The organism is Pseudomonas sp. CFBP 5748 (genome assembly GCF_053850495.1).
In genome coordinates, this window is the sequence record NZ_JBSPTN010000003.1 from 556,019 (window position 1) to 569,757 (window position 13,739).

1 protein-coding gene (cut by a window edge) is annotated in these 13,739 nt (G+C 63.7%); it reads right to left on the reverse strand.

Features of this window, described 5'->3' with window-relative positions; translation table 11 throughout:
* A protein-coding gene (locus ACWNZ1_RS09935; protein ID WP_456027611.1) for a non-ribosomal peptide synthase/polyketide synthase crosses the window boundary here: on the reverse strand, positions 1-13,739 show its final stretch. It continues 17,197 nt past the right edge of the window; the window shows 13,739 of its 30,936 coding nt (coding positions 17,198-30,936); its start codon lies off the right edge, out of view; its stop codon occupies positions 1-3.

A 13,739-nucleotide genomic window follows, 5' to 3' on the forward strand; every position in this document is an offset into this window, starting at 1 on the left:
CTAGACACAATCACTGGCCGCCTCCTCATCGAGCATGGGAAGGCTGTCCTGCCACCAGGCTGCCAGGTTGTGTACATGAGGGGCCTTGAGGATCGTGAAGTGGTTACCCGGACCGTACCAGATACTGAGGTCAGGGATATGCTTGCGCCATCCTTCGATCATTTGTTCCTGTTCACGTTTGTTACCGGCTGTGTCCAGGGTTGGATCATTGGCCAACACCAGCCGCACCGGCCCGGTGTATCGATGTTGTGGTTGATAAACCGTACGCAGGGCCGTGCCAAAGGCCCGCGCCGGACCGCGCATCGAATCCACCGCCGAACGCTGCGGCAGCATGCCGGCACGGACCATGCCGGCATGCAGCAAACGCATCTGCGCGGTATCGTCCTGGGCACCGAAGAACGTGGCATCGATACCCAGGGACTTGCCGGAAGCCAGCTGCATTGCCTCGATCAACCGATTCAAGACTCCCGTCGCGGTGTAAGGCCTACCCACCACCCCGTTGCCACCCGGCGACTCACTGTCGATCAGTGTCAACGAGGCCACCTTGCGACCGCGAGCGTGCAGGCGGGCCGCCATTTCGAAGACGATCCAGCCACCGAAGGAATGGCCGAGCAGATGCACCGGGCCCTGCGGTTGCACCTTGTCGATGGCTTCGAGATAGGCCTGGGCGGCGGTTTCCACGAGACCGAAAGGCTCGGTGTTGCCGTCCAATCCACGAGGTTGCAACCCATGGATGGGCCAGTCCGGGCCAAAGGCGTCGGTCAGACCGATAAAACCAGTCACGCTGTCGCCGGCACCAGGTACACAGAAGATCGGTGCCCGATCGGCACGCCCGCCCTGGATCGTCAGCAGCGGCTGGTAACTATTGCGCCGGGAAGGCGCCGGGCGCGAAGCGACGGTGCGCAATGCATCGTCAATGGCCTGCCCCAATGCCTTGACCTGGGGCGCCTGCATCATCGTCTGATGGTTGCCCGGAACCTTGACGCAGTGGATCTGGGCCTTGGGCAGGACCGCATCCCAGCCCAGGTAGCCGGAATGTTCGGGCGCATCGTCCTTGCGCTCCTCGGCGACCAGCAGGTGCACCGGCACCGAAATCGGATACACCGAGTAATGAGCCAGCGCATGACCGTGGGCGACTTCGCGATCCAGGTATTGCCAGAGCTGGGCCGCGTTGTAGTCCGCCAGTTCCGGCGGTAACAGGCCTTGCTCAGCGCACCGCTGTACCAGCCCCTCGAACTCGAAGTCACTCAGTTGAACCTGCAGGCTGGCCAACTTCGTGAGGACCAGGGTGAGGTCCCCGTCGACCACTGTTCCAGCCCTCCAGAACACCTCGCAACGGTCGAGCAAATGACGTTTGTGCGCTTCGTCCGGCGACCAGCGCTCCCTGCCCTGGTCCACCAGCCGAGGCAGGTAGCTGTCGATCAGGCCGAGGAACTCGACCTCTTCGTCAAGGCCAATGAGCTGGATGGCGATCTCGTACGCCAGCACACCACCGAATGACCAGCCCGCCAGGCGATAAGGCCCCTTGGGCTGGACCGAACGGATGATGCCCACCAGCCGCGAAGCCAGGCACTCCATCGTGTGCAACTGTGGTTCACCCCACGCAATGGCGGGCAGGCCATAGACCGGGATATCCGGATCGATGTGCTTGCCCAGCACCGGAAAGTAGAGATCCAGGCCGCTGAACTCATGCACCAGGAACAACGGATTCTGCTGGCCGGTGGTGCGCACCGGCACGAACGGCTCCTGCACTTGGACCTCGGTGGTACGGTTCTGCAGCAGCGATGCCATGGACGCGACACTTTCATGCTGGAACAACTCGGCCAGTGACACCGTCAGGTTGGCCTGCGCCAGCAGCCCCACCAAGCGGATCGCCAGTAGGGAATGCCCGCCCATTTCGAAGAAGTTGTCATGGCGACCGACCCGTTGCAGGCCCAGCAAGTCTTGCCAGAGCTGCGCCAACAAGGTTTCCACCTCACCTTGCGGGGCTTCGTAGGCACGGCTGACGAAGGCGTCCTGATCCGGTGCCGGCAATGCCCGACGATCCAGCTTGCCGTTGGCGGTCAGCGAGAAGGCTGGCAGCGCCACGAAGGCGCTGGGCAGCATGTATTCCGGTAACTGCGCCTGCAGATAGCCGCGCAAGTCTTCGACCGGCAGCATTGCGTCCACCGCGTGCTGGGTAAAGTAAGCCACCAGGCGTTTCTCGCCCGGGGCGTCTTCACGCACCAGCACTACCGCTTCCTTGACCTCGTCATGCAGATTCAACCGCGCTTCGATCTCGCCCAATTCGATACGGAAACCACGGATTTTCACCTGGTCGTCGTTACGCCCCAGGTAATCCACCGTGCCGTCCGCCCGCCAGCGCGCCAGGTCGCCGGTGCGGTAGAGCAAGGCTCCGGGATCGGCATTGAACGGATCGGCGATGAACTTCTCGGCGGTCAGTTCAGGGCGATTCAGATACCCTTTCGCCACGCCGTCGCCACCGATGTACAACTCGCCGGCCACGCTGATGGGCACGGGTTGCCGGTTGGCATCCAGCACATAGACCCGGCTGTTGCCAATCGGTCGGCCAATCGGGATTCCACCCTCGCCCACGGTTTTGATCTCGTGGGTGGTGGTGAACGTGGTGGCCTCGGTCGGGCCGTAGCCGTTGAGCAGATGAGCCGGTGCGCCTTCGTTCAGGACGCGGCCGATCACCGCCGGGTCGAGCACATCGCCGCCGACGATCAGGTAGCGCAACTGGGCGAACACTGACATCAGCCCGGCGGCGTACTGATGGAACAGGCCGGCGGTCATCCACAGCACGCTGACCGATTGCTCTTGCAGCAGCGCCGCAAAACGTTCCTGTGTCAGCAGTACGTCCTGGTCGACCACCACCACGCAACCGCCGTTGAGCAACGGCGCCCAGACGTCGAGGGTACTGGCGTCGAATGCCGGGTTGGAGGCAAAGGCCACTCGATCCTCGGCGTTGAAGTCGGCGTAACCGTTATTGATCACCAGCCGGTTGATCGCCCGGTGCGGCACCAGCACACCTTTGGGGGTGCCGGTGGAACCGGAGGTGTACATGATGTAGGCCACCGATTCGGTGCTTTGCGTCAGGTCGAGGTTATCGGCGGCTTCATTGACGGCCAGCGTATCCAGGTCCACCCGTTGCGAGGCTTCAGGCGCTAGCGCCGTGCTCAACGTCAGCACGATCTGGGCGCCGCTGTCCTGGACCATGAACTGCTGACGCTCCAGCGGTGCGCTGATGTCCAGCGGCACGTAGGCGGCGGCGCACTTGAGAATCGCCAGTTGGCTGACCAGCAGCTCAATCGAACGCTCCAGCGCAATCGCCACTCGATCGCCCGGTTGCACACCGAGGCCGACCAAATGGCGCGCCAGGCGATTGGCCCGGTGGTTCAACTCGACGTAGCTCAGGCTGTACGCGTCGTGCACAGCTGCAATAGCCTGCGGACGCTCCTTGGCCTGGGCTTCGAACAGGCCATGAACGGTCCTGTCCCGCGGATACCGACGCGTGGTGGCGTTGAAGTCCACCAACAATTGCCGACGTTCGGCGGACGGCAGGATCGACACGCTGCTCAACGGCGCCTGCGGTGCCTGTTCCAGCGCCTGTACCAGATGCTCCAGGGCAATGTTCATGTAGACACACATCCGCTGCGCGCCGATCCGCGGCAGCGCCAGTGCCGATACGCTAAAACCTTCGCCCAGGTCATCCACCGACAAGGTCAAAGGATAGTTGGTGCGCTCTTCACTGCTCAGGGCCTCGATGCCTTCCCAGGCGCTCAGGGCTTCGCTCGAAACCGTCTGGCCTGCGCTGTGCCGGTAATTGAGCAAGGCACTGAACAACGGCAGCGGCGCGGCCACTCCGCTGCAACGTTGGGCCAAGGCCAGCGAAGCGTGCTCATGGCCGAGCAGGCCGGAGAGGCGAGCGTGGGTGGCTTTCACACCGTCACGCACACCTTGGCTACCGAGATCCACTCGCAGTGGCAAGGTGTTGATGAACATACCCAGCGCCCGGTCGGCGCCCTCGCCGCCCTGCATCCGGCCCATCAGCACGGTGCCAAAGACCACGTTCTGTTTGCCGGACACCTGCCCCAGCACGTGTGCCCAAGCCAAGTGATGCAGGCTCGCCGCGCTCACACCCAATTGACGAGCCTGAGCCCGCAAACGACGACTCAGATCGGCAGAAAGGTTCAGTCCGGCGGTTTCGATATCGCTGCCGTCGCCATGTACATCCAGCACGCCGAACGGCAATGTCGGCTCGTCCACATCACCCAGCATGTCGCGGAAGAACCCTTCATGCTCCTCGCGACTGATGCCCAAACGGGCCTGGGCCACGTAATTGCGGAACGGTACTGCTGCGCCCAACTGATCGGCCTGGCCCAGCAAATGCGCCTGCATCTCGTGCTGCACCACCTCCAGCGCCGTGTGATCGAGGGCCATGTGGTGGAACAGCAGCATGGCGATCCAGCGCTGGTTGGCCGGGTCATGGGCAAACGCCATGCGCATCAGCGGTGCCTGGCGTACATCGAGGCTGTAGTGTCGAGGGTTGAAGCGTTCGAGCAATTGCGCGGTGATGTCATCACTTGGCTCGAAAACACACTCTTGCAGAATCAGTCGTGCCTGGCGAAGCACCACCTGGACCGGCTCGCGCAGTCCTTCCCAAAGCACGGCGGTGCGCAGGATGTCGTGCCGATCGATGACAGCTTGCAAAGCGTCGACAAAGGCCTGCAGCCGGCCACGATCCTTGAAGTTGAACGTGGCCTGCTGCACATAGAGATCGCCCTGCTGCGAAGCCAGGTGGTGATACAGGATCCCTTCCTGCAATGGCGCCAGGGCGTAGATGTCCTGGACGTTTGCCTCGCCGCCGGGCACCGTCGCGGCAATCTGATCGATCTCGTCTTGCGACAGGTCGATGAGGGGCAGCATGTCCGGCGTGATGCGTTGGCCAGCCTGGGTAATTGCGTTGTCCGGCACCACGACCTCCGTCGTACCGCCCACTGCCGCCGCCAATGCCGCCAACGTCGGCTGGCCGAACAGTACGCGGACATCGGCACTCAAGCCTACCTGGCGCATGCGTTCGATCAACGTGACCGCCAACAACGAGTGACCGCCCAGTTCGAAGAAGTGGTCATGCCGCCCCACCCGCTCAACCTGGAGCAAATCGGCCCAAAGCTGCGCCAACGTTGTCTCGACCGTACCTTGCGGTGCCTCGTAATCCCGGGTGATAACCGAAGCCAGGTCCGGCGCTGGCAAGGCCTTGCGGTCGAGCTTGCCGTTGGGGGTCAGCGGCAAGGCGTCGAGGCGCACGTAGGCGCTCGGCACCATGTACTCCGGCAGTTGCCCTTGCAGATGGGCGCGCAGGGCTTCGATATCGGCAGCGGCCTCGACAGCATGCGTGGTGAAATAAGCCACCAGGCGCTTCTCGCCTGACGCCTCTTCACGGGCCAGCACCACGGTTTCCTTGATACCCGCGTATTGCGCCAGTCGGGCTTCGATCTCGCCCAACTCGATGCGGAAACCGCGGATCTTCACCTGGTCATCGTTACGCCCCAGGTAGTCGACGTTGCCGTCCGGCAAATAGCGTCCCAGGTCGCCGGTTTTGTACATACGCGCGTTCGGGGCCGTGCTGAACGGGTCTTTGAGGAAACGCTCGGCGGTCAGTTCCGCACGGTGCAGGTAACCCCGCGCCACCTGGACCCCGCCGATATAAATCTCCCCAGCCACGCCCATGGGCACCGGTTGTTGATGGGCATCGAGCAGGTAGATCCGCGTGTTGGCGATCGGCTTGCCAATGGGCGTGCTGTCCGGGGTTTGCGCGCCTGCGCAGTCCCACGCGGTCACGTCCACCGCCGCTTCGGTCGGGCCGTACAGGTTGTACAAGCCGGTCTGCGGTAGTTGCGCCTTGAAGCGCCGCACCAAGTGCCCCGGCAAGGCCTCGCCGCTGCACATCACCCGGAGCAGGCTCGCGCACTCGTCCGCCTCGCCATGGGCCAGGAACACATCCAGCATCGACGGCACGAAGTGTAGCGTGGTGATGCCTTGGGCCTGGATCACTTCGCGCAGGTACGCCGGTTCGCGATGCCCGCCGGGGCGGGCCATCACCAGCCGCGCACCGCTGAACAGCGGCCAGAAGAACTCCCACACTGACACGTCGAAGCTGAACGGGGTCTTTTGCAGCACCGCGTCCGCGGCGGTCAGTTTGTATTCGTCCTGCATCCACAGCAGGCGGTTAACCACCGCGCCATGCTCGTTCATCACGCCTTTTGGCTGGCCAGTCGAACCCGAGGTGTAGATCACATAGGCCAGGTGATTGGCCTGCAGGCCCTCCACCAGCGGATCGCTGGTCGGCTGCGTCGAGAAGCCTTCCTCGTCGGCCGCGTCCAACAGCATGACTCGGGCAGTGGTCGCCGGCAGGCTGGCCTGCAAGGCACGCTGGGTCAGCACCACCGTCGGCGCGCTGTTTTCCAGCATGTAGGCCAGCCGATCGAGTGGGTAATCCGGGTCGAGCGGCACATAGGCCGCACCAGCCTTGAGGATGCCCAACAGGCCCGCGACCATCTCCACGCTGCGATCCACACAGATCGCCACGCGGTCGTCCGGGCGAATACCCAGGGCCAGCAGTCGGTGGGCAACCTGATTGGCGCGGCGGTTCAATTGCGCGTAACTCAGTTGTTCTTCGTCGGAGACCACGGCCACGGCATCCGGACTCGTCGCAACCCGCGCCTCGAACAAACCATGCAGCGTCAGGCCTGACGGATATTCAACCGTGGTGGCGTTGAACCCTTCCAGCAGATGCTCGCGCTCGTTGTCACCCAGCAGTGGGATCTGCGCCACGATAGCCTGCTCGTCGGCAACCATGGCCCGCAGTACGCATTCGAGGTAACCGAGATAGCGTTCCATCGTGGCCTGGTCGAACAGCGCCGTGGCGTATTCCAGCGAACCGAACAGGCGCCCATCGATCAGGGCCATGTCCAGCAACACATCGAACTTCGCGGTGCGGCTGGTCACGCCCAGCCCTTGCAGGGAGATATCGCCCAGTTCCAACCCGGTGCTTTCGTTGTTCTGCCAGGACAGCATGGCCTGGAACACCGGGCTGTGGGACAGGCTGCGCAAGGGCCGGACCACTTCCACCACTTGCTCGAACGGCAGGTCCTGATGCGCCTGGGCCCCCAAGGTCTGGGCCTTCACCTGTTGCAGTAAGCCTTGAACCGTCAGGTCGGCCGCCACATCGACGCGCAGCGCCAGGGTGTTGACGAACAGACCGATCAGGCCCTCGACCTCCGATTGCATGCGGTTCGCCACGGGCGTGCCGATGACAACGTCGTCCTGCCCGGCCATGCGACTGAGCACTGCGGCCCAGGCGGCCATCACCGTCATGAACAACGTGGCGCCATGGCGCTGGCTCAACGCCTTGAGGTTTTCAGTCAGGCTTTCATCCAGTGCAATCCCCACGGCACTGCCTGCATGATCTTGTTGTGCGGGGCGTGGCCGGTCGGTCGGCAACGTCAGCAGCGCCGGAACATCGGCCAGGGTTTGCTGCCAGTAGCGCTCCTGCTGCTCCAAGACCTCGCCGGTGAGCCAGTGCCGTTGCCATAGGGCGTAGTCGGCGTACTGGATTGGCAGGGCCGGCAGCGGGTCATCCCGATCCTGGCTGAACGCCTCGTACAGCACGCCCAACTCATGGGTCAGTACATCGGCGGACCAACCATCGGCGACGATGTGATGCAGGGTCACCAGCAGCACGTGGTCGTCGTCAGCCATACGTACCAGTCGACCACGGGCCAGTGGACCACGGGCCAGGTCGAAGGCTTGGCGAGCCTCTTGCTCGGCCATGATCAACAACTCGGCCTCGGCATCCGGACGCCCGGCCAGGACATGTCGTTGCAAGGCAAAACCGATGTCAGCCGGGGCAATGCGTTGCTGTGCCTCCTGCCCCTGCGCCTGCACAAAGGTGGTACGCAGCGCTTCGTGACGGGCCACGATGCGATCCAGTGCGCGAGTGAGCGCCGGCATATCCAGCGCACCCCGCAAACGCAGGCCGGTGGGAATGTGATACGCCGCGCTGCCGCCGTCCAGTTGCGCCAGGAACCATAGGCGTTGCTGGGCAAACGACAACGGCAGGACCTGGTCACGGGACACCGGCACAATGTCCGGCCGGGTGCTGCGTGCTGCCTGGGAAAGTATCTGGGCCAGCGCGCTTAACTGCGGTTGGGCGAAGACATCGCTCAGATTCAGCTCCACACCCAGTTGTTCGCGCACCTGGGCGATCAAGCGCATCACCAGCAATGAATGGCCACCCAGTTCGAAGAAGTGGTCATGACGCCCCACCGACTCGACCTTGAGCAGAGTTCGCCAGATTTGCGCCAGGGCGATTTCAGCCTGGCCTTGGGGCGCTTCCTGGCTACGGCTGGCGTAGGCCTCGGCATCGGGCGCCGGTAATGCCTGGCGGTCGAGCTTGCGGTTCGGTGTCAGCGGCAGTGCGGACAGGCTGACGAAGGCACTGGGCAGCATGTATTCGGCCAGTTGCATCGACAACTGCGCGCGCAAGGCCGCTGGGTTCAGGCTCGCGTCGGCCTGCGGCACCACATAGGCCACCAGGCGTTTGTCGCCCGGGGTGTCTTCGCGCACGATCACCGCCGCTTCCTTGACTCCGGCACAGTGGCCCAGCCTGGACTCGATCTCGCCCAGTTCGATACGGAACCCACGGACCTTGACCTGGAAGTCATTGCGACCCAGGTACTCAAGGCGTCCGTCCGCACGATAACGGGCCAGGTCGCCGGTCTTGTACATCCGCGCATCGGGCTGATCGCTGAAAGGATCGGCCAGGAAACGTTCAGCGTTGATAGCGTCAAGGTTCAAGTAACCACGCGCCACACCCTCGCCACCGATGAAGATTTCCCCCGCGACGCCGAACGGCACCGGCTGGCGATGCCCATCGAGCAGGTAAATACGAGTGTTGGCCATCGGCGTGCCAATCGTTGCATTGCCACAGGCAGCGTCGTACTTCATATACGCGGCGGTGCAGGACACCGTCGCCTCGGTCGGGCCATAGGTGTTGATCAGTTGCGTATGGGGCGGACGAATCGCGTCCCACATCTGCAACTTCTGCGTCGACAAGGCATCCCCAGTGACGTTGATCAACCGCACGTCCCGCAGCAGGTCGCGGGCCAGAGCCGGGGTGTTGTGCCACTCGGCCGCGAGGGTATGCCAATGGGCCGCCGTCAGGTGCAGGAAGGTCGGACGGATATCGCCATTGCTTTGCAGCTGGGCACTGCCAAACAGCTGCCGGGTCGGCGCCAGGGTGGCACCGGCAAGCAGTGCCGGGAAGATTTCCTCCACCGACAGGTCGAAGTTCAGGGTGTTCTGTTGCAGCACCGTGTCGGCCGCAGTCAGGCCGAACAGCCGGACCGCATCGACGCAGTAGTTGACCAGGCCCCGGTGTTCGATCATCACCCCTTTGGGGTTGCCGGTGGAGCCCGAGGTGTAGATCACGTAGGCCAGGTGGCGCACGCCCAGGGACGCTACGAGCGGGTTGTCGTCGCGCCCGACGCAAATGCCGCTACGAACACGCTCAGCGTGATCGAGCAACACCACTGGCACCGTCAATGCCGGCAGACGACCTTGCAACCCACCTTGGGTCAGCAGCGCCACCGGGGCACTGTCGGCGAGCATGTAGGCCAGGCGTTCAGCCGGATATGCCGGATCGAGCGGCACATAACCAGCGCCGGCCTTGAGAATCGCCAACAGGCCGACCAGCATTTCAGCGCCGCGTTCGACACAGATCGCCACCCGATCATCCGGGCGAATACCCAGTCCGATCAGGTGATGGGCCAGCTGGTTGGCCTGGCGGTTCAGTTCCGCGTAGCTCAACCGTTCACCCTCGAACAGCACCGCGATGGCGTCTGGACGAGCCGCGACCTGCGCTTCGAACAACTGATGGATGGTCTGTCCACGAGGGTATGCGGCCTGGGTAGCGTTGAGGTCCACCAGCAAATGCTCGCGCTCGGCTTCGTCCAGCAACGCCACCCGTTCGATCAAGCTCTGGTCACCAGCCACCATCGCTCGCAGCAGGCGCTCGAAGTAGCCGAGATAACGCTGCACCGTGGTCTCGTCGAACAGCGCCGTGGCGTATTCGAGGGCGCCGAACATCTGCCCTTGGGCCTCGCCCAGCTCCAGGGACAGATCAAACTTGGCGACAGTGCTCGCCGCGCCCAGGCCTTCGAGTTTCAGGTCACCCAGCACCAGCTCGGTGTTGTCCACCGTCTGCCATGACAGCATGGCCTGGAACAGCGGCGTATGGGCCAGGCTGCGCACCGGCTTGAGCACTTCCACCACCTGTTCGAACGGCAGGTCCTGATGCGCCTGGGCACCCAAAGCCTGAGTCTTGACCCGCGCCAACAGGGTTTCGACAGTCGGCGCCCCCGAAACATCGACGCGCACCGCCAGGGTGTTGACGAAGAGACCGATCAACCCTTCGACTTCCGAGCGGGTACGGTTGGCCACCGGCGAACCGATCACCACCTCATCCTGACCGGAAAGCCGGCTCAACAGTGCGCCCCAGGCGGCCATCAACGTCATGTACAGCGTGACGCCGTGGCGCTGGCTCAGCGCCTTGAGGCTTGCCGTCAGGTCGGCGTCGAAGGCCACTGGCAATGCAGCCCCGGTGTAGTCTTGCTGAGGCGGCCGTGCCCGGTCGGTGGGCAGCATCAGCAGCGCCGGCGCGTCGGCCAGGGCTTGCTGCCAGTAGCTGCTCTGGGTTTGCAGCACCTCACCGCTCAACCAGCGGCGTTGCCAGACGGCGTAGTCGCTGTACTGCACCGCCAGCGCCGGCAGCGGATCGTCCAGACCGTGACGGAACGCTTCATAGAGCGCCGCCAGTTCCTTGATCAACACGCCGATGGACCAGCCGTCCGAAACGATGTGGTGCATGGTCACCAGCAGCACATGGTCCTCGCTGCCGAGGCGGATCAGCCTTCCCCGGATCAACGGACCGTGCTCCAGGTCGAAAGCGTTCGTGGCTTCCTCTGCCAGCAATACCTGCAGATGGCCCTCGGCATCGTCCTGATCGGACAGGTCCTGCTGGAACAGTGCAAGACCGATATCGGCAGGCGCGACGCACTGCCGTGCCTCCTGGCCTTGCTCCTGCACGAAGGTGGTACGCAGCGCCTCGTGACGGGCGACGATGCGATCCAGCGCCCGCTGCAAGGCCACGCGATCCAGGATGCCACGCAGGCGCAGGCCAGCGGGCATGTGGTAGGCCGCGCTGGCGCCTTCCATCTGCGCCAGGAACCACAGGCGCTGCTGGGCGAACGACAGCGGCAGGTCTTTCTCACCAGAGACCTGGACGATCTCCGGCAACGTGCTGCGCCCGGCGTGGGCCACCGCCTGCGCCAGGTCCATGAGTTGCGGATGGGCGAACAGCTCGGCCAGGCTGAGTTCAACGCCCAAGCGCAGGCGCACCTGGGAAATCAGCTGGATCGCCAACAACGAGTGGCCACCCAGCTCGAAGAACTGGTCATGGCGACCGACCTGTTGCAGGCCCAGCAGGTTTTGCCAGATCTGCGAGAGAGTGGTTTCGATCTCGCCTTGTGGGGCTTCGTAGCCGCGGGAGATGACTGAATCCTGGTCCGGCGCCGGAAGTGCCTTGCGATCGAGCTTACCGTTGGGGGTCAGCGGCAGTGCGCCGAGGCGTACGTAAGCCGACGGCACCATATAGGCCGGCAGCCGGATCTGCAGATGACTACGCAGGGCTTCGACATCGATGTCGTCACCCGGCGAATGTTCGGTGAAATACGCGACCAGGCGCTTGTCACCCGGGACGTCTTCGCGGGCTTGCACCACGGCTTCCTTGAGAGCCGGGTGCTGGGCCAGTTTGGCTTCGATCTCACCCAGTTCGATGCGGAAACCACGGATCTTCACCTGGTCGTCGTTGCGCCCCAGGTATTCGATGTTGCCGTCCGCCAGGTAGCGACCGAGGTCACCGGTCCTGTACATCCGGGTATTTGGCGTGGTGCTGAACAGGTCTTTGAGGAACCGTTCGGCGGTGAGGTCATCGCGGTTGAGATAACCACGGGCCACCCCGGCACCACCGATGTAGATCTCGCCAGGTACGCCCAGCGGCACCGGTTGTTGGTGCTCGTCCAGCAGGTAGAACTGGGTGTTCGCCACCGGCTTGCCAATGTGTGCCGCAAACCCGTCCTCACGAGCCATCGACACCCAACTTGAGTAGGTCGTGGTTTCCGAAGGGCCGTAGAGGTTGCACAGGCGCTTGACCTGGGTCTGTTCGAACAGCGTTTCCACCAGGCTGCGCTTGAGCGCTTCGCCAGCGACGTTGACCGTGTCGACGCCCTCGCCCAGTCCCCCGGACTCCAGCAAGGCCTTGAGCGCCGAGGGCACGGTGTTGATCAGGGTGATGTCGTGCTCACCCTGTTGCAGTTCCAGCACATTAGTCACGACTTCGATGCTGCCGCCTGAAGTCAACGGCGCGAAGCATTCGTAAACGGCCAGGTCGAAGTTCAGCGAGGTGGAAAACAGGGTTTTCGACAACGTGGCGTCATCGAACGAACGATGGGCCCAGGTCAGGAAGTTCACCGTGTTGCGGTGTTCGATCATCACGCCCTTGGGCAGACCGGTGGAACCGGACGTGTAGATCACATAGGCCAGGTGTGACGAGGTCAGGCCCGGCACCTGTGGATTAGGCGCCGCTTCGTCCTGCCAGACGCCCTGGTCGAGGTCGACCACCGGTACCGCCATCTCGCCCAGCAAGTGGCGCGTGGTTCCTTGAACCAGGATCGCCGCCGGGGCACTGTCTTCGAGCATGTAGGCAATGCGGTCCTGCGGATAAGCCGGGTCGAGCGGCACATAACCGCCCCCGGCCTTGAGAATCGCCAGCAAGCCAACGACCATGTCGATGCCGCGTTCGACGCAGATCGCCACCCGCGAATCCGGCTGCACGCCCTGCTTGCGCAGGTAATGGGCCAAGCGGTTGGCCAGGCCATTGAGCTCGCGGTAGTTGAGCTGACGTCGGCCATGGCGCACCGCCACGGCATCCGGCGTACGCTGCACCTGTTCTTCGAACAACCCATGAATCGTCTGCTGCCGCGGATAGTCTGCCTCGGTGGCGTTGAACGTCACCAGCAGTTGCTCGCGCTCTGTGGCCGGCACAATCGACAGTTCACGCAACGCCAGGTCAGGCGTGTGCTCCAACGCCATCACCAGGCTTTCCAGCGCCGTGTGCATGTACCCACAGACACGCCGGGCACCCACTGCGACCACGGTCTGGGCCGTGAGCCGGAAGCCTTCGCCCAGGTCGTCCACGTTCAGGCACAACGGATAGTTCGTCCGCTCCTCCATGCTCAGGGTTTGAATGCCGTGCCAGGCCGATATGGCCGTGTCGGACACCGCTTCCGCCGCGCTGTGTCGATAGTTCAACAAGGTACTGAACAACGGCAGCGAGGCCGGTACGCCACTGCAACGCTGGGCCAGGGACAACGAAGCGTGTTCATGCCCGAGCAAGGCCGACAGCCGCCCATGGGTCGCCCGGACACCTGCCCGGGCGCCTTGGCCACCGACGCTGACGCGTAATGGCAAGGTATTGATGAACATCCCCAGGGCCCGATCAGCCCCGTCGCCGCCCTGCATCCGCCCCATCAGCACGGTGCCGAACACCACTTCTTCACGGCCCGAGACCCGGCCGACCACCTGCGCCCAGGCCAGGTGCACCAGGCTTGCCGCGC